We start from the raw sequence: 19032 nt of genomic DNA on the forward strand, positions 1-19032 counted from the left end.
ACACCACAAAATACGAACATAGATCATTAAAACGCCTACTCCTTTTATACAATCGTTTTTCAGCTATGAGACAATATTGACTAATAAACAAACAACCATGAGTTCCAATGATTCCTTCTATTTTATATTTTTCCCCCTTGCTAGCACCATGGAAAGCGCAGTTAAATGCAGCCTTATCCACTTATGAGCAAACTGTCGAATGGAAGGCGATGCAAAGTATCGATCAGCCGCCAACTTCTGCCATAGTATTACTAGCAGAAAAAGACATAAAAACATCTGATTGGCCGCTTATAGCCTCCCGAAGAACCATCGTCATTGTTAACGAATGGTGTTTAGAAAATAGTATTAAATGGATACTAAAAGGCGCTGTAAACTGCTTCGCCCATGATGACGAACACCTTATCTCTTGGCTGATTTCCGAACTTTCAAAATTTACTGTAAACCGTTCCGAGCAAACTAAAGATGACATGCTACAAATCATCATTAATGCTATTCCAGCCCCAATCTTTTTCAAAGACCACTTACATATTTACCGTGGCTGTAATACCGCATTTGGCCAGTTTATAGGACATTCACGAGAAGAGATTATTGGATGCTCCGTCTATGATCTCGCCCCCAAGCACCTTGCAGAAAAATATTATGAAGCCGACTGTAAGCTACTAGCCAAAGGTGGCACCCAACGCTATGAAGCAGAAGCTCTACTTTGCGATGGTTCTATTCATGAAATCGAATTCAATAAAGCCGTCTTTACAACCTCGAAAGGACATCCAGCGGGCCAGGTTGGCGTTATGCTAGACATTACTGAACGCAACCAGCTTATCCATCAACTAGACAAAGCCACACGTACGGACCCATTAACAGGCACATCAAACCGCCGAGAGTTTAACCTCATTATTCAAGACGAGTTCGATAAGCGAAAACATTCAGAACAAAGGAACTGTCTAATGGCTCTCGATGTGGATTTTTTCAAAAAAATCAACGATAAATTTGGTCACGGAGGAGGTGATAAAGCACTGCAACTCATCGCAAAATGGCTTCAAAGCAAACTGCGCCCCAGTGACAGCCTCTTCCGTATAGGTGGCGAAGAATTCTATATTTTGATACGAGATACCGACATACAAAATGCCTTCGAGATTGCTAAGCAATTATGTAAAGGCATGGCAACTCACTCCTTCCAGATCAACCAACAGGCTGTTCACATCACACTATCTGCAGGCGTTATTGAATTAGACCCAACAACAGATCTAGAAAGCTCTCTCGACAAGGTAGATAAAGCTTTATACGAGGCAAAGTCTGACGGTCGAAACTGCGTTTGCCCAGTATTTACGTAGCATATTTTTATATTAAAAATTAACATTAACGGGAACGATTTCCATTCCTGTTTGTCGTAATGGAAGTAATTCACCAATCAACCGAGTTTCCCACTACGTAAATAGGTACTTGTAATGAAACGTCCAACAATAAAAACATCGCTTTTCACCCTAGCTGGTGCAACTACTATGCTCGCTTTAAGCAGTACTTCTGCCCAAGCCAGTGGCGAGGTTAATGTCTATTCAGCGCGCAGCGAAGCGCTAATTTCTCCTTTACTAGACATATATGCAAAAGAAAACAACGTCAAAGTAAACCTAATTACCGGCAGTGCAGATGCCTTATTGAGCCGTCTCAAATCGGAAGGTGATGCCAGCCCAGCGGATGTATTTATCACAGTCGATGCCGGACGTTTGTATCGTGCAAAAGAAGCAGGTGTGCTCCAGGCGTTTGAAACAAGCAACTTAAATACAGTTGTACCTGAGCATCTAAAAGACCGTGACGGTTACTGGTACGGATTGTCTCAGCGTGCTCGCGTGATACTTTATAATCCTGAAACCGTCTCCGCTGCTGATTTATCGACATACGAAGACCTAGCTGATCCTAAGTGGAAAGGCAAAATCTGCATTCGCTCTTCTAGCAACATCTACAACCAATCTTTGGTTGCTTCAATGATCGACGCAAATGGAGAAAAACAAACATTAGAATGGATCAAAGGTCTAGTTGCTAACTTCGCACGTCCACCAGCTGGCGGCGACACAGATCAGATCAAAGCAGCTGCCGCAGGCGTTTGTGACATCGCTGTCGCAAATACCTATTACTTTGGCCGTTTAGGTTTAAGTGACAAACCTGACGAACACGCTGTTTTTGATAAACTAAAAATGTTCTGGCCTAACCAAGCGGCCAACGAGCGTGGCGCTCACGTCAATGTCAGCGGTATTGGCATCACAGCATCTTCTAAAAACACCGACAACGCCAAACAATTAATCGATTTCTTAACCAATAAGCAAAGCCAAGAATGGTACGCCAACGTGAACAACGAATACGCCGTGATTGAGGGCGTGACACCACCTAAAAGCTTAGCGACGTTTGGTGAATTCAAAGCCGATAAAGTGTCTTTGAGTGTATTAGGTGAAAACAACCGCCAAGCGGTTAAACTAATGGACCAAGGTGGTTGGAAGTAATACTCCAGCTACAGCCAAATCGTTAAACTGCAATACTTAAAAGAGGAGGCTATTTAGCCTCCTCTTCCATTAAACTCCAAAACGCTTCTACCAGCGGATTCTTCAAGCTTTTCTTCAGTGTAAACAAACCAATATCGTATGGCTCCAGCTCAGGTTGCACGTCCAACACCTTAATTCGATCTACCAACGGGCTATTATCTAAAACGATTTTCGGCACCACACCAATCCCAAAACCTAAGCTCACCATACTCACGATCGCCTCGTTACCTGTGACTTGTGCATAAATCCGTGGCGCGATGTCGAGTTGACGAAACCATTCATCAATACGCGTTCGAGACACTCCACTTTCAGAAAGGATCATCGGGATATTTGCCCACTCTTCTGGCGACGTTGGGGTATTGGTCGGAACATTCGGCACTTGCTGCTCCAGGGGCGCAATAAACAACAATGGCGAGATGGCGATCTGTTTAAAGTCTAACCCTCGCGGTAAATTCGCAGGACGCGCAGCAATGGTAATATCCTCTTTGCCATCCAGAATATGTGCAATCGCATGTTCTGGATCGCCCGTACGCAATTTGATTTCAATCGCTGGATAGGCAATACGAAAACGACGCAGCAATTCATACAAAAAACTATAACTCGCTGTGACTGAGCCATACAGGCTGATTTCACCGCTCAGTTGGTCGGAATTATCAGTCAGTTCATGACGAATCAAATTCCATTGTCGGCTGGTATCGCGAGCGTATTTAAGAAATTTCTGCCCTTCTTGAGTCAATGCCACTGTACGATTGTCACGGTTAAACAAAGCCACGCCGAGCTCGTCTTCTAAGTGTCGGATGTTTCGTGACATGGCAGAAATACTGATGTGACATTCGTCACTGGCGCGTCCGAAATTCAACGTTTCCGCTAAGGCGAGAAACTGCTTAAGCGTTTTTATATTCATAATGAAGCCTGCACCCTATTGCTGTTTACTCATCATAAATCATGATTGCAATAAATGGGATACTATATTGCGAATATATCAATTTACGAAAAGGTTATACTAGGATAGATTAACCCTACTCGCAGAATGTCAGGAAAATCATTGCTTGGCGACTGTGTCATCCATTTTTAATATCCGCGTGTTTTTATCGCTGATACATTAATTTAAAAGGTGTGTTTATCATGGCTAATTACTTCAATACTTTGCCGCTACGCGAGCAACTAGCTCAACTAGCAAAATGTCGCTTCATGGACAGCTCTGAATTTGCAGACGGCGTAGAAGCGCTTAAAGGCAAAAAAATGGTTGTTATCGGTTGTGGTGCACAAGGTCTTAACCAAGGCTTGAACCTACGTGATTCTGGACTAGATGTTTCTTACGCATTGCGCCCTGAAGCGATTGCACAAAAACGTCAGTCTTGGAAAAATGCGACTGAAAACGGTTTTGTTGTAGGTACTTACGAAGATTTGATCCCAACAGCTGATGTTGTATTGAACCTAACACCTGATAAGCAACACACTCCAGTTGTTACAGCCGTTATGCCTCTTATGAAAGAAGGCGCTTGCCTATCTTACTCTCACGGTTTCAACATCGTAGAAGAAGGCATGCAAGTACGTGACGACCTTACAGTAATCATGGTTGCACCTAAGTGCCCAGGTTCTGAAGTTCGCGCTGAATACGTTCGTGGTTTTGGTGTTCCAACACTTATCGCGGTTCACGAAGATAACGACCCTAAAGGCGAAGGTCTTGCACTAGCGAAAGCTTACGCTGTTGGTACTGGCGGTCACAAAGCAGGCGTTTTGATGTCTTCTTTCATCGCTGAAGTTAAATCCGACCTTATGGGTGAGCAAACTATCCTTTGTGGTATGTTGCAGACTGGCTCTATCCTTTGCTTCGACAAAATGGTTGAAGAAGGCATCGACGCTGGCTACGCATCTCGTTTGATCCAATTCGGTTGGGAAACTATCACTGAAGCATTGAAATACGGCGGCGTGACTAACATGCTAGATCGTCTTTCTAACCCAGCTAAGATCAAAGCATTCGATCTTTCTGAAGAGCTAAAAGTGATCATGCGTCCTTTGTACAACAAACACCAAGATGACATCATCAACGGCACTTTCTCTCGCGTAATGATGGAAGACTGGGCGAACGATGATAAAAACCTTCTTCAATGGCGTGCAGACACAGCGGAAACTAACTTCGAGAAAACACCAGCTGGCGATGTAGAAATTTCTGAACAAGAATTCTTCGACAACGGTATCTTGATGGTTGCTATGGTTAAAGCGGGCGTTGAGCTTGCTTTCGAAACCATGACTGCTGCAGGCATCATTGCTGAATCGGCTTACTACGAGTCTCTACACGAAACGCCACTAATCGCGAACACCATCGCTCGTAAGAAATTGTACGAAATGAACGCGACAATCTCTGATACAGCGGAATACGGTTGCTACCTATACAACCACGCTTGTGTTCCATTATTGGCTGACTTCATGAAAGACATTAAAACTGACGTGATCGGTAAAGGTCTTTCTTTAGAAGACACAGGCGTTGATAACAAGCGCTTGATCGAAGTAAACACAGCACTTCGCTCTCACCCAGTAGAAGCGGTTGGTTCGGTTCTTCGTGGCCACATGGCGGATATGAAAAAGATCGTTTAATACGATTATTGCGCTCGCCAATACTTTGTTAAACCAAGTATTGGCGGACTCATAACATCGTAATGTACCCATAAAAGCCGAGCTTCAAAACTCGGCTTTTTTGTCTCTACTTGTTATCAACAAAACATTAGGAAATACCATGGACAGCATCCGCTTAGACAATATTCTATTTGATAAAGTCACTGTGAACTTTGATGATCGCTTTACGCTAAGTGAGATTAACTGGACCATTGAACCTAACCAACATTGGGTGATCACTGGCACCAACGGATCAGGAAAGTCGGCTTTGGCCGCCGTGCTTGCTGGAGTGGGCGATATTGAAAACGGTACAGTCACTGGTCTTCCAAAAAACGTCGGATTGGTGTCTTTTGAAGCCCAAGCCGAATTGATCGCTAAAGAACTAAAAAAAGACGACGCCGACATCATGGATGTGATTTCCCTCGGCACCCCCGTTCATGAAATGATCTTCGACAACTGCCAAGACTCTGAACTGGCTCACTCTCTTGTAGAAAAGTTCGGCCTAAGCAAACTACTCGACCGCGCCTTTCGTAAGCTGTCTACTGGCGAAACCCGCAAAGTCATGCTGATTCGCGCTTTATCCAGCAAGCCAGATTTGCTTATCTTAGACGAACCCTTCGATGGCTTAGACGTGGATACGCTTGCCATGCTGCAAGCACATCTAGCGTCCATCATAGACACCACACCGATGGTCCTGGTGCTAAACCGCTTTGACGAGATGCCAGACTTCATCACTCACGTCGCCTATATGGACAATGGCAAGCTGGCTCTTACAGTAGACAAAAAAGACGAAAACGCCTTCAACGAGCTTTATCAATTACTGCATTTGAAAACCACCGATCTCAGCGTGCCAGAGGCCGACCCAGCGAACAAACTACCAGTACTCGATCCAAGCCAACCGCTCGTCAAGCTGAACCAAGCGACCATCAAATACGGTGATACTGTCATTGTCGATAAACTGGATTGGACCATTGAGCGCGGCCAACATTGGCAACTCAGCGGCCCCAATGGCAGCGGCAAAACCTGCGTCTTGTCTTTGATCACTGGCGATCATCCACAATGCTACACCAACGACATTTTTGTCTTCGGATTCCAGCGTGGGAACGGCGAAAGCATCTGGCAGATCAAACAATTTATCGGCTATGTTTCCACGGCACTGCAATGGGAATACCGCGTCAGCACCAGTTGTAAAAACGTTATTATTTCCGGCTTCTACGACAGCATCGGCATGTACAGCAAATCTACCGATAACCAGAAGCAAATTGCAGATCAATGGCTTGAACTACTCGGCATGAAAGACCGCGCCGACCAGCCCTTCAACAAACTCTCATACGGCGACCAGCGTTTACTACTCATCGCCCGCGCCATGGTCAAACACCCGCCATTATTGATCCTAGATGAACCCTGCCTCGGCCTAGACGACATGAACCGCCAACTTGTCCTCGCGCTGATCGAGAAAATTTGTGAAGGGAAAGAAACCACAGTGCTCTACGTCAACCACCACACGGAAGACCAGATCAAAGGGATAGAGAACTACTTGGGGTTGAAGAAGAACGACTAGCTTAAAGCTAAATGAGGCAAGACCTCTCAAAAGTTTTTGACAAAAAAACAAGATGATAGAAAGTCGTATTTATTAGCGATAAGATACGCAAGTCATCAACAATGAAACCTATAGGGAACACTGTGAACCATACTCTACGCTCGATAACTGTTGCACTGGCTTGTGTCGCTAGCTTGTCTGCTAACGCGGATCCAAAAACACCAGGTACGCATAAAGGCTACTCCACTATCGATATGACCTCTGCGGGCATGCCAGCAGATGTGAAGATGATTTCTGTTGCGGATATCAAGAAAGAACTGCAAGGCAAAGCGCCTTTTGCCGTTGGTTTAGATATTGATGACACTAGCTTATTCAGTACGCCAGTTTTTTATCGTGGTCAGCAAGAATTTTCCCCTAATGGTTACTCTTACCTATCGAATCAAGATTTTTGGGATAAGGCGAATTGTGGTTGGGACGCATTCAGCATGCCTAAGAATATTGCTAAAGAATTGATTGCCATGCACCAAGAACGCGGTGATAGCATTTATTTCATCACTGGTCGTACCGGTTCTGACTGTAATTTCACTACCGAATATTTGAAAAAAACTTTTGATATCAAAGATATGCACGATGTTATTTTTGCAGGATCAAGCCGTACTGAATACACGAAAACTAAGTACATTAAAGACAATGACATTAAAATTTATTACGGTGATGCGGATGGTGACATTATTTCAGCTCGTAATGCTGGCGCAGAAGGCATTCGAGTAATGCGCGCGGCTAACTCTAGCTACAAGCCAATTCCGAAAAATGGCATTTATGGCGAACGAGTGCTAAAAGACTCTCAGTACTAATAACACATAGTACTAAAAAGCAGAAAGCCGAAAGTCATTAGATTTTCGGCTTTCTGCTTTTCTACTCTTACGCTACTGACTCTATCCCAGTCTCATCTGTTTTCAAACACGACATATCCATTGTGGTATTTTTCACGCGCCCCGAAAAGCCGCCAATGGCCTGAGCAACCCACTCTGCTGCATTTGGAATGACCTCAATGAGTTGAGGAAGGTCATTTACACATAAAAACTTGATGTCAGGGTCCGTTGCTCTTTGTAATATTGCCAAAGTATCAGCAGGCGGTTGCCCTTTTCCATATCCACTTGAGATGTGAAGGTGGTCATCTGACGTGTTGATCTTGGCCTCTTTATCCATGATACAAGCATGATTATGCAGTCCTTGCGGGAAAAATTGCTCCAAATTCCGAAACCTATACTGGATATTGTTAACAAAGCAATCGGGAAAACGAGCAAAGAGTTCAGCCATTTTTGAACGTCGAAATGGATGGACAACATGTGCCGCGGAATACAACTCTGACGCAGAGAAGCCTAGCATTTTAGCCGCATTCACCTGCATAAAGTAATGAAATTTCGCGGGATCAATACGTGCTTCACTGCCGCTAATTCGCTCACTAAAATCAGCCCATTTGCCTCGCAAAACAGGCGCTAGTCCATCAAACACATCAGTCGGTTTTAAAGGTGCAGCCAAGAATACATCGTCGTTAAAGTAGATGAATCGCTCACTCAGCCCCTCAATTCGCCACAACATACTTTCAATGGCCAAAGAATTAAAGGTGGGTAACACGTGAGTGAATCCAGCAAAGATTTCCGCATGATAAGCTAGATGCACTTTATTCCTAATGCTTTCCGATAGACCTGATAAATCAGGGCCTTTATCATCAACGACAATCCAGATTTTACCTATCCAAGGAGCATGATTTTCAATCGATTGAATGCAATACAGGATTTCATCGTTACACATCCACCTATGAGGATTCGACGCATTTTCATTCAATGGCAAAGATTCCATTGCCATATATTTTTGTCGTTTTTGTCTATGTTTCGCATCACTCCCATCGACCCAAGTGATGACAGCATCAATCGGTTCAAGCTTGAGTTCGGTTGTATTACTTAGCATTTCAATATCCGTGCATGACGATGTCTTTGCTGATGCAAATAGTGGCTCAGGCTGATCGTCGAACGAGTCAATTCTAGGTGGGTCAACTCTTCAATGAGTTAAGCTGATAGTGAATCTATCGGTTGTTTTCTAGCTATTCGAAAGGAATAAAACTGTCTTACATTATTTTTCCAATGATACCTTATACTTGCTAAGCAGAGCTTGCTCTTTTTTGCCCTTCATCGCCAAGCGACCTTGATTCCAAACATTGATCAATTCTTGTCTTTTTTCAGAGGGAATTTTATTTGAAAAGATGGGCATTTCAACTAGGTTTTTCTCTAAGCCTGGACGCACAACTATGAGGTCATCGTTTAAGTTCAGCTGGTTTAAAACATACTGCAGGACGAGCTCGTTATCTGCATATAAGTCGACTCGGTTTTCTTTAATCATCTGAAAGATACGGTCAACGACATCATCATAACCCGCGATGACTTCAACAAAGTTAGCGTTTTTCGGGTCATCGATATAGTTTTGATAGCCAGCACTCATCGAGCTGTAATCCCAACCAGGACCCGTTGCGATTCGTTTGCCATTTAAAGATTGGATGCCTTGATAACGCCAAGGATCATTCTTTCGAACAACAAAAGCACTGGCGTAGGAAAAAGTTGCTTCATCGGCGTAGCTAAAGCCTTTCTCTGAATTCTTCGAATAGAGATATTCTGGCAACATATCACATAACCCTTCGGCTACCATGTCCAACCCTCTTGCTAGAGGTACTTCAAAGTATTCGAGGGTATATCCTTTTGAAGAGTATATTTGCTCAACCATGTCGATGACGACACCACGCTCAGGAGCTGCTTTTGTTGGGAATATTGTCATCGGTGGCCATTGGTCGTAACACACTTTTAGTGTCTTCGCATGACTAACACTCGACACGCCAGCTACCAAGGCAAACATAAGGAGGGATAGCATTCTTAGTTTATTACCTTTCAACACGATCTCTCCCCTTATCTTTCGCTCCGTAGAGCTTCAAATCGGCACGTTTAAACAGTTCATCAATTGACTGATCTTCAGGCTCCGATGATTCAACACCAAGGCTTACAGTATAAGTGACTGTCTTATCTTCCACTTCTAACGCAGCATCACTTATAGTTTGACGTATTTTATCAGCAAGCTGGCAGGCAGCATCCAATCCGGTATCTGGAAGAAATATAGCGAACTCTTCGCCGCCCACTCTACCAAGAAGGTCTGATTTTCTTAAAAAGCCCTGAAGTGTTTGGGTAAAGTGGATGAGTACTTTGTCCCCGATAAAATGACCATAAGTATCATTGATACGCTTAAAAAAATCTAAATCCATCAGGACAAAAGACGCTGTCGATTTTTGACGCTGGGAAAGCACCAACAACTGTTGGGCTGTTTCAAAAAAGCTTCCTCGATTTAAGACATCCGTCAAAGAATCCCTTGTTGCGAGGTATTTGAGTTTTTCATTGAGAATTTGTAGGTCTTCGGTACGTTTTGCCACGGCATTCTCTAACCAATCTCGCTTGGCTTGCTCGTCTTCTAACAATCGCTCTCTGTCCGAAGACATAGCGGAAAGCATATTATTCATATGTTCTTGAAGCTGACTAAGTTCGTTATTTTCAGCGTTCGATAAATGAATGCGCTTACTGATACTTGTGCTTAACTGCACCTCATTCACTTGCGACATTAGCTCTCTTAAAGGTGTTGCTAAATAGCGGTCAAAGGCCCAAATAAACAGCCAGAATAAGACAGTTAACTTGATGAATGCGGTAATAGCAATCAAAGCAAAGCCGAACCAAACTCGTTCTAGCACCACACCTGAGGATGAATAAAGTACCAGCGTACCAAGAGGTATGCTTTCGCCATTTAGAGTCCAGCTTAATGCTGATGTCGAATCAAAAATAGACAGTGGAACAGAGCTAGAGTCGTAGAATCTTTTCGATATTATACTTTGCGAATTTTGGTCTAAAACATCCACACCTTCAATAATTGGCATTTGAATCAGCCCCGAGGTAAGCGAATCTAACTGGTTGCGGTTGTACTGCCACAAGCTAGTAGAAATTGGACCCCGAACCGTTGCTTCCAATTGCTGTAATTCGCTGACAATAGCATCCTGCGTTTTCAGATATTCGCTCAAAAACTGTAAACTTGTGATTAGAAGGGTAACAACCAAATAAATGGAAAAAATCACACGCATCATTTTTTGGGAGAGATTGTTTGGACGCAGGAACCTTACAAACATTAAAAATGGACCTTTCCAGCAAACTTTAAGCTAAAGTTTACCTTAGATGATTCCCGTGCTAAATGAAATCTACTTATCTACAACAAAGAAAAACCTCTGCTTACATATTTTGTATTTTTCGCAGCTATTTTATTCTTGTATTTTTCTCAAAACGAAAAAGCCAACTCGTCGAGAGGTGTGAAGAAATCTCGACGAGTTGGCTTTTCAAGAAAGCATGTGACAGTTTGCCCATTCTATCTATACTCGGCTCTAAAACGCTTGAGTTCAGCAGCTAACCAGTCACTGCTTTTCACTACCTTGTTCCCCTCACAATGAATGAGATACTGCTTTCCAGATATCGCGCTTTTGCTAGCAGAATAATCGATAAAATCCTCTGCCGATTTGATTTTATCCTGATAATAATCGTACTTGCGTTGTATATGATCAAACGCCTCCTTACCATTATACATGGAACCATTTCTTTCATATTGGCAATTTGTTTTTTCGACATACTCCAATAGATGATTTATTTCATCTTGTGTCGAAGCAAAGACACTTGTTGTTAATATAGTCATAATTAGAAAAAATAGTATTTTCAATAGTACATTTCCTCTTATTGATTATCAGATTTAACATTATTAAAAAAAATAGTTTGACCATTTTTCTGCACTATAAATTCTTTTGGATCAAGTTTTTCAGCAGCCAGTTCCTTGGCTAAATCCATCACGGGATCATCAATACCCTCATCGGTCAATTGAAACGTACCAAAATGCATTCCCACGCTTAATTTAGACTCAAGATCTAGGTGAGCCTGAATCGCTTCTGCAGGATTCATATGCTGATTTTTCATAAACCAACGTGGCTCATAAGCACCAATAGGCAAAATACTCAGATCCATCGGCCCCATTTTTTCTTGCACTTCTTTAAACTGACGATTGTAAGCGGTGTCCCCTGCAAATAAGACTTTTAAATCTGAGGACTCAATGACATATCCTCCCCAAAGCGCTTCAAAGCGATCGAATAGCCCTCGGGTAGACCAGTGCTGCATTGGAATAAGTGTAATAATAGAACCATCTTTTGATGAATAGTTTTGCCACCAGTCGAGCTCTACAACATTTTTAATGCCTTTATCTTCGAGGTATTTTTTATTCCCTAAAGGCACAATAAAGGTGGGATGATCTTTCTTGTTGATAGCGACTAATGAATCAAGATCCATATGGTCGTAATGATTATGGCTAATAATAACGACATCCACTTTTGGTAATGCTTCTATAGAAGCCCCCGGACTTCTGTGTCGTTTCGGCCCTATCCATGAAAATGGACTGGCTCTCTCGGAAAAAATAGGATCAGTTAATACGGTAAGACGTTCAAATTGAACAAGCTCTGTTGCATGATTAATAAAAGTAACCATGCCTTCACCCGGCATAAGGGGCTGAGTAAAATTAGGTTTCCAATTATCATCAACGAATTCAGGCCATGGCTCGGCATCGCCCCATAGTTTCCACTTAATTACGTCAAAAAGACTCTTCCCGACCTCAGCCGTACGGTCTTCATTATAGAAAATCTTTCCATCGCTATGATCCGATACAGGAATACGATTACCGGAGCATGCTGCAAGGGATATTCCGCTTATTATGAATAACAGAACCTTTGATAATGATATAGGCATGCAGTTCAGCATAGAATCCTCACCATGATATAAATAGAAACCTTTATATCAGCAGAATAAGATTGGAGACACTGATCAAGCAAGACGCAAATAAGGTTATTCAAATCAAATTTTGCGTTTCTCAATAAAAACTAATTAGCCCTTTATCTATTTATAAAGGGCTGATGTTTTTTATAACTCTTCATCTCTGACAAATGTCGAACGATTTGTCGGGAAAATAATTTTATCGGCTGGCACAGCAGGAGAAAAATAGTAGCCTTGTATGATCTCGCACCCTTTTGATTGTAAATAATCAAATTGAGCTTGAGTTTCCACACCCTCAACCACGATGACTAAATCCATATTGCTAGCGAGCTGTAGAATTGTATCTGTCATTTGGCGTTGTGCTTTGTCTTCGGGTAGACGATTGACAAAGCTGCGATCAATTTTTAACGTATCCCAAGGCAATATAGCAACATAGGAAAGTGAAGAATATCCTGTACCAAAGTCATCGATTGCTAACTGAATACCCAAGGCTTTTAGCGCAACAAGTTGAGGAATGACGTCTTGCTCACGCTCAATAAACGAGGACTCCGTTAACTCAAGTTGTAACATCGAAGCAGGTAAGCGACTTTTTAACAAAGTATGTTTGACCGTATTCATAAATTGACCAAAACGCAGCTGATGAGCGGACACATTCACCGACATTTTAATATCCTTTATACCGCTATCAAGCCAAGCTTTACCCTGCTTACAGGCGGTCAACAAAACCCATTCACCAAGCTTTTCAATTAAGCCCATTTCTTCTGCGACTGGGATAAACTCATCCGGTCCAATCCACCCTAGCTCGGCATCATACCAACGCACTAAAGCCTCAACACCAACAATTTTTTTCGTGGCGCTGGCGTATTGAGGTTGGTAGAAAACTTGTAATTGTTCGGCTTCAAGTGCCTGCTTTAGCTTCACACTCAACTGTATTTTTCTCTGGCTCACACTGGTTAACTTTTCTTCATAATAGCCAATACTGCCTCGCCCCTCACTTTTAGCTGCATACAAAGCAGAATCAGCTTTTTGTAATATATCTCCTTTATCACTAGGGCCTTGAAAACTAACGCCTAAGGTTGCAGATACATAAATTTCACTTCCTTGTGGAAGCGTTATCACTGACTTGCAAGCACCTTGAATAGTTTGGCTTAATTGATCAATCACCTCTTTATCTGATGTAACAATCAAGACCGCAAATTCATCACCACCTGTTCGGCACACATGAGCCGTAAATGTCGGAATGCTACTTAACGTGCCCAACAATCGCTGGCCAACCACAGACAACACCATGTCACCTGCACCATGCCCATAACTGTCATTTACATCTTTAAAATGATCGAGATCGACAACAATCAAACATATGCTCTCTGCAGAAAGGTCGGTGATTATCTCATCCAATACACGCCTATTCTCTAAGCCTGTTAATGGGTCATGGCGCGCTAAGTAAAAAAGTTCATTTTGTGTTTCCTTCAGCTCATCTATGTTTACTAATGAATAAACATAGGTTTCAGCCTGACTAGATTCAGCGCCAACAGGTGTAATTGTCAATAATCCTTGAGAAGCCTTACCAAACTTAACCTCGCCACGCCAATGACCACTTTTATCAATAGGGAGCATATCTGAATCTGCGGATGAAAAGAGTGTATGAATAGGTGTCACGCCAGGAATTAACCCTTTAGATAGACCAACCATAGAGCAAAACGCAGGATTCGCCTTGATAATCAGACCACTTGTATCAACAACTGCAAGACCTTCTTTTACGTTATTAAACACGGTAGCGGCTTGCTTCAGGCCATAATTTTTCTCGGATAATTCACGTTTCAGCTGACGGTTAATCGTAAATAATGAAGACCATTTTACCGTGTCGTTTGCTAGGTAAGCAGACAAAGAACGATGGCCTATGATGGCAAAAAAGATGAGAGGAATACTAAAGGAACAAGCCATGACTATTTTGCCACTCAATCCGCCGATAACAATATCAAGCACGACAGGATTGATGCCGAAAGCAATAAATGGGAACAGCACACCATCTAGACACAAGGTAAAAATAAACAGCAAAATATAAACAGCAGTCGTCACTGGATAAGACCATTGACATTTTTTCACTGCATCAAAGCAATAAAACAGAAACAGCAGCTCCGCAATAATCAGCGAGCCACCTAATATAATAAAAGCAATAGAGACATCAAATAATGCTGCAGAAATACTGTGAGGGTTGATGATGCCTGGTGTCGTAAGAATTTTGCCCACCAGCAAGGACAGCGATACATTGAACACATTAACCAACACAACAAGGCGTACTAAATGGCGAAGTATAAAAATGTCTCGTTCAACAAACACAAACAGAACAGATGCCATCATAAAAGCACCGTAACAAAGATTTCCGCCAGAAATATTAATCTTTTCTGTAATTGGAAGGCTGTACACATTGCCAAAAAAGCCACCAATTAGCAGTACTAAAGCAATGTAAGTATAAAAAGATGTGCGCCGTAAGCTACCGCTAAGAAAAGAAAAATACAGAGGAAAAATCGAAAATAGAATTACCTGAGCAAGAAGCAGTACGACCATAAAAGCATAACCTTGTATTAGAACGGTAAAGTCTATCCTAAAACCATAGAAGTGATTAGCACGTATAACGAAAAACAACCTACACCTGAAAAAGCATAGTCTATGAGCTTCTAAAAAAACATTGCTCACAATAAATTATCAAAGGAGTTTAATAAAATTAAACTGCTCAGACTTACATTGCGATGCAATTCCTTACAGTCTTAATCTTGTTTCTTATCTGCCCAAAGTCGACTATCTCATAGTAGTCGATATATTAATCAATAAGAGGCCGTCCCAAAATGAAGAAAAACTTACACCCTTTAGATAGAGCGATTCGAGGTGTTGTTGGGATTGTTTTTACTGGTTTTGCTGTTTTCAACGGCGACTATCTACAGGAACCCATTTTAGAAGTACTCATAGGTATATTTGGCGCCCTCAATTTAATATCTCTACTGTTTGGATGGTGTCCCGTCTACCATTTTGCAGGTATTAGTACTGACAAAAGTAAAAAATAAAAATACGCTTATCTTTCAAGGTTTTTATGCCACCACTATCAGAATTGCAAAGGGATAAATCTTTTCGCTTAAAGTTGATAATGATTTGTCTGAGTGTTGCGTTATCTGTCTCTACAATTTATGTGGTCGTATCTTATCGCCTTGCCGCTGACTTAGGATTAAAAACAGAACTGGATTCACTGCACCGCCAAGCCATGCTACTGCAAGGCGAACTTCTATTAACAGATAAAGAAGATTCAAAAGAACGGGTATCTGAGCTTATCGAACTGGTGTATTTCAATGATAATTTAGACTCATCAGAATTTTACTTAAACCTCTCCGGCCCGAATTTACAGTGGTCTATTACTAATAAAATATCCCCCTTTCAGTTAGAACGTTTGATGCCAGCATTAGCATCACATACCTACAAGCGTATGCCTATGAAAGATATGCCGAACGGTGTGGAAGTATTGGACGATAAGCAATTTATTTGGCAGATGATTCTAGGAGAGCAATACCAAATCACCATTATTAAGACCTCGAAAAATATCGATGACACGCTAAATTTTGTCATGAAACGCCTAATCATTACCTCCATTATCGTCTTCTGGTTAGCAACTTGGTTCGCCCTCACCCTATCATCGTGGATGAATAAACGTGTTCAGGGTAAAAACGATGCACTTGCTCATTTGGCCACTCATGATTCGTTAACAGGCCTACCTAACAGACTATTTCTGACCAATATGATGCAAAACGTCATCCCCAACCCAATAGACACAAAACCGTTAAAATCAGGTTATATTGACAAATTAGCGCTTCAGCAAGCTAGCCTCTTCGTTATTGATTTGGATAAATTCAAAGAAGTAAACGACTCATTTGGGCATGCGGCGGGGGACACGCTATTGATAAAAGTAGCGCAGAAACTAAAGCAAGCGCTAAATGAAACACAAACTCTTGTTCGTATTGGCGGCGATGAATTTATTATTTGGTCTCCTGAATTAAGCATAGAAGAAGCCTATAAATTGGTTCAGAAGTTAATACTTATCTGCAATGAGCCGGTTATGGTAAACAATCTTTCAATCAGTACAGGAGCCAGCATAGGTTTTTCACACTACCCAAGCCACGCAATAGATGCTGAATCCCTAATCATTTGCGCGGATACCGCCATGCATGAAGCAAAGCAAAAACGCAGTGGTTGGAGTATGTTTAGTGAAAGTAATAAAAAGTGCGGTCGCCAACGTTTAAAATTGCGTGCGGATCTCGATAATGCATTATCAGACAGACAAATTAAACTGCACTATCAGCCAAAAGTGTCACTTAAAAATGGCCATATTATTGGCGTAGAAGCATTAGCTCGTTGGCATCATCCCACCGATGGACTTCTTGCTCCAATACACTTTATTGACCTTATAGAGCAAAGTGGACGCGTTCAAGAGTTTGGACGCTATGTAATTCTAAATGCCATTGAACAACTTGATATTTGGCACACTCAGGGCATATTGACACCAATCGCGATCAACCTATCACCATACAATTTACTTGACCCAAGTCTATTAGAATTCACCATTACGCTGCTTAAAAAGCATAAAATTGATCCAAGTAAACTAGAAATAGAACTAATCGAATCTTCTACCAGCATTAACATAGATGACATATCGAGTCGTTTAAGTGACTTTAAAAATGCTGGAATCAAATTGGCCATAGACGATTTTGGGACAGGTATGAGCTCTCTGTCTTATATCAGCAATCTCAATGTAAACCACATAAAAATTGATCGCTCTTTTACCAATGGCATCGAACAAGATTCTAAAAAACAAGCTGTTGTGTCTACTGCCATCATGCTGGCGAATTCTTTTGGCAGCGAAGCTATTGCAGAAGGCATCGAGAATAAAACTCAAGCCGATATGCTGATCAAAATGGGTTGTCTATATGGCCAAGGCTATTATTACGCCAAGCCAATGACGGCAGAAAACATGCAAGCCATGTTACAGGCTGATGCTGCTCTGCCACTCTAACGCGTTTTCCTCAAATACAGCAAGACGTAATCACTCACTCGTATTAACTTGACCTAACCCAAAAACTCACACAATATTAAGCTTCATTTAAATACTTAAGGAGATTATTGATGATTGTATTCAACTCAACGCCGATTAAGACTGCACAGAGTATCAGACTTTAGAATAGCGTTAGACGTTTTACCGTTTTTCTTTGAACTGCCCCTCTTATAAGATTTCTTTCGGGATATCTTTCTTTGCACTGTCTCATCCGGCGTTTTTAGTTTTATCTAACTAATTTTTGTATCTTTAGCCGGAGCTAAAACATTGAATATATCTAGATTACAACCTTTAGGTTGGAGCCATTTTTTCCTGCAACAAACAGACACTCAAACGTTTGAAAAACTACAATCTAACGAATTACAGGTCTTTCGAATCAGTGCGATTCATCGTTCGGTCATCAAAGGCTTAGGTGGCAATTGGGAAGAAGGCGAAGTGGAACTGCTTTGCCCAGAAAGCTTTCAACCAGTCAGCGAACATTTTTGTGTCGGTGATTGGGTGATCATAGAACAAGCTCATGAGCACTTTCGTATCATTGAAGTATTAGACGCGAAAAACCAACTAGAACGCTTGAGCAACCAGAAACGGCAACTCATGGCGGCGAATTTGGACTACCTTTTTATTGTCACCAGCGCAAACAGTGACTTTAGCCTCAAACGATTAGAGCGCTATCTCGCTATGGCTTACGAGTCTCATATCGAGCCTGTCATTGTGCTAAACAAAATCGATTTGACTGACAAGACGGACGACTTTTTAGACCAAATTCGAGATCTAAAGGTCCAAAATGTTGTCTGTCTCTCTACATTACAGCCCGATACACTTTTGTCATTGACGAGCTATCTCAATACAGGAACAACTATTGCAATGGTTGGATCTTCTGGAGTTGGTAAATCATCGATAATAAATGCGCTCTTTCACAGACAATCTAGCTCTCCTGACATTCAGGAAATAGGTGAAATCCGTGAAGACGATGATAAAGGCAAGCACACCACAACGTCTCGACAACTGCTGATTAATGCCGACGGCGTGTTATTCATCGATACACCAGGCATCCGTGAGTTACAGCTACTTAATGCCCAAGACGGTTTAGAGATAGCCTTCCACGACATTGTACAACTGGCCCAACACTGCAAATTTAACAATTGCTGTCACCAAACAGAACCTGGCTGTGAAGTTTTGTATGCGTTGGAGAGCGGCGAATTACCGAAATCTCATTGGGATAATTACCAAAAGCTACTAAAAGAGGACGCATTTAATGCTCGTTCAGCTCAAGGAGCCTATGCTCAGAAGCAGCATATGAAAACCTTCAGTAAGAAAATCCTCAGAACACAGTCTAAAAATCGCTTAGAAAAAGGAAAATAAAAC

15 protein-coding genes are annotated in these 19032 nt (G+C 41.9%); 8 read left to right on the forward strand and 7 right to left on the reverse strand.

What is annotated here, in order from left to right:
* The first annotated feature begins 107 nt into the window (after positions 1 to 107).
* Together KDW99_RS17405 and KDW99_RS17410 are read left to right on the forward strand one after the other, a co-directional pair.
* Complete coding sequence (locus KDW99_RS17405) at positions 108 to 1331, forward strand: GGDEF domain-containing protein (RefSeq protein WP_255826500.1); 1224 nt, start codon at positions 108 to 110, stop codon at positions 1329 to 1331.
* 114 nt (positions 1332 to 1445) lie between these two features.
* Positions 1446 to 2492, forward strand: coding sequence for a Fe(3+) ABC transporter substrate-binding protein (locus KDW99_RS17410; protein WP_255826502.1), 1047 nt, complete (start codon positions 1446 to 1448; stop codon positions 2490 to 2492).
* 49 nt (positions 2493 to 2541) lie between these two features.
* On the opposite strand, the gene ilvY is transcribed toward KDW99_RS17410, so the two are convergent.
* Positions 2542 to 3435: an HTH-type transcriptional activator IlvY gene (gene ilvY / locus KDW99_RS17415; RefSeq protein ID WP_255826504.1), complete on the reverse strand. Its 894-nt coding sequence runs from the start codon at positions 3433 to 3435 to the stop codon at positions 2542 to 2544.
* Positions 3436 to 3656: 221 nt separating this feature from the next.
* Between ilvY and ilvC the strand changes: the two genes are divergently transcribed.
* The 3 genes from ilvC (at position 3657) to aphA (ending at position 7541) form a co-directional block, all read left to right on the forward strand.
* Complete coding sequence (gene ilvC / locus KDW99_RS17420) at positions 3657 to 5129, forward strand: ketol-acid reductoisomerase (RefSeq protein WP_255826505.1); 1473 nt, start codon at positions 3657 to 3659, stop codon at positions 5127 to 5129.
* 139 nt (positions 5130 to 5268) lie between these two features.
* Positions 5269 to 6708: a molybdate ABC transporter ATP-binding protein ModF gene (modF, locus tag KDW99_RS17425; protein WP_255826506.1), complete on the forward strand. Its 1440-nt coding sequence runs from the start codon at positions 5269 to 5271 to the stop codon at positions 6706 to 6708.
* A 122-nt stretch (positions 6709 to 6830) separates the two neighbouring features.
* Positions 6831 to 7541, forward strand: a complete 711-nt coding sequence (aphA, locus tag KDW99_RS17430) for an acid phosphatase AphA (protein WP_255826507.1) — start codon at positions 6831 to 6833, stop codon at positions 7539 to 7541.
* 67 nt (positions 7542 to 7608) lie between these two features.
* Here the strand turns inward: aphA and KDW99_RS17435 are convergent, their stop codons facing one another.
* The 6 genes from KDW99_RS17435 to KDW99_RS17460 form a co-directional block, all read right to left on the reverse strand.
* On the reverse strand, positions 7609 to 8658 hold the full coding sequence (locus KDW99_RS17435; protein ID WP_255826508.1) for a Stealth CR1 domain-containing protein: 1050 nt from the start codon (positions 8656 to 8658) through the stop codon (positions 7609 to 7611).
* A gap of 162 nt (positions 8659 to 8820) precedes the next feature.
* The gene (locus KDW99_RS17440) at positions 8821 to 9633 is read right to left on the reverse strand and encodes a substrate-binding periplasmic protein (RefSeq protein WP_255826509.1); all 813 of its coding nucleotides are present in this window, start codon (positions 9631 to 9633) and stop codon (positions 8821 to 8823) included.
* Positions 9620 to 10795, reverse strand: coding sequence for a sensor domain-containing diguanylate cyclase (locus KDW99_RS17445; RefSeq protein ID WP_255826510.1), 1176 nt, complete (start codon positions 10793 to 10795; stop codon positions 9620 to 9622). Before KDW99_RS17445 ends, KDW99_RS17440 begins: the two co-directional genes overlap by 14 nt.
* Before the next feature lie 338 nt (positions 10796 to 11133).
* Positions 11134 to 11478, reverse strand: coding sequence for a DUF5329 domain-containing protein (locus KDW99_RS17450; protein WP_212916537.1), 345 nt, complete (start codon positions 11476 to 11478; stop codon positions 11134 to 11136).
* A gap of 14 nt (positions 11479 to 11492) precedes the next feature.
* Positions 11493 to 12560, reverse strand: a complete 1068-nt coding sequence (locus KDW99_RS17455; protein WP_255826511.1) for an MBL fold metallo-hydrolase — start codon at positions 12558 to 12560, stop codon at positions 11493 to 11495.
* 159 nt (positions 12561 to 12719) lie between these two features.
* Positions 12720 to 15140, reverse strand: coding sequence for a sensor domain-containing protein (locus KDW99_RS17460; RefSeq protein WP_255826512.1), 2421 nt, complete (start codon positions 15138 to 15140; stop codon positions 12720 to 12722).
* A gap of 278 nt (positions 15141 to 15418) precedes the next feature.
* Here KDW99_RS17460 and KDW99_RS17465 point away from each other — a divergent pair, with 278 nt between their 5' ends.
* From KDW99_RS17465 to rsgA, 3 genes are all read left to right on the forward strand, one after another.
* Positions 15419 to 15634, forward strand: coding sequence for a YgaP family membrane protein (locus tag KDW99_RS17465; RefSeq protein ID WP_212916540.1), 216 nt, complete (start codon positions 15419 to 15421; stop codon positions 15632 to 15634).
* Positions 15635 to 15714: 80 nt separating this feature from the next.
* Positions 15715 to 17628, forward strand: coding sequence for a putative bifunctional diguanylate cyclase/phosphodiesterase (locus KDW99_RS17470; RefSeq protein WP_255826513.1), 1914 nt, complete (start codon positions 15715 to 15717; stop codon positions 17626 to 17628).
* 306 nt (positions 17629 to 17934) lie between these two features.
* On the forward strand, positions 17935 to 19029 hold the full coding sequence (rsgA, locus tag KDW99_RS17475) for a ribosome small subunit-dependent GTPase A (RefSeq protein WP_255826514.1): 1095 nt from the start codon (positions 17935 to 17937) through the stop codon (positions 19027 to 19029).
* Positions 19030 to 19032: the final 3 nt, after the last annotated feature.

Source organism: Marinomonas rhizomae (assembly GCF_024397855.1).
Lineage (GTDB): Bacteria > Pseudomonadota > Gammaproteobacteria > Pseudomonadales > Marinomonadaceae > Marinomonas > Marinomonas rhizomae_A.

Coding starts and splice junctions, on each gene's coding strand:
- KDW99_RS17435 (WP_255826508.1), bottom strand. CDS start 8,658: ATGCTAAGTAATACAACCGAACTCAAGCTTGAACCGATTGATGCTGTC.
- KDW99_RS17410 (WP_255826502.1), top strand. CDS start 1,446: ATGAAACGTCCAACAATAAAAACATCGCTTTTCACCCTAGCTGGTGCA.
- KDW99_RS17465 (WP_212916540.1), top strand. CDS start 15,419: ATGAAGAAAAACTTACACCCTTTAGATAGAGCGATTCGAGGTGTTGTT.
- KDW99_RS17455 (WP_255826511.1), bottom strand. CDS start 12,560: ATGCTGAACTGCATGCCTATATCATTATCAAAGGTTCTGTTATTCATA.
- KDW99_RS17405 (WP_255826500.1), top strand. CDS start 108: ATGATTCCTTCTATTTTATATTTTTCCCCCTTGCTAGCACCATGGAAA.
- KDW99_RS17470 (WP_255826513.1), top strand. CDS start 15,715: ATGATTTGTCTGAGTGTTGCGTTATCTGTCTCTACAATTTATGTGGTC.
- ilvC (WP_255826505.1), top strand. CDS start 3,657: ATGGCTAATTACTTCAATACTTTGCCGCTACGCGAGCAACTAGCTCAA.
- modF (WP_255826506.1), top strand. CDS start 5,269: ATGGACAGCATCCGCTTAGACAATATTCTATTTGATAAAGTCACTGTG.
- KDW99_RS17460 (WP_255826512.1), bottom strand. CDS start 15,140: ATGGTCGTACTGCTTCTTGCTCAGGTAATTCTATTTTCGATTTTTCCT.
- ilvY (WP_255826504.1), bottom strand. CDS start 3,435: ATGAATATAAAAACGCTTAAGCAGTTTCTCGCCTTAGCGGAAACGTTG.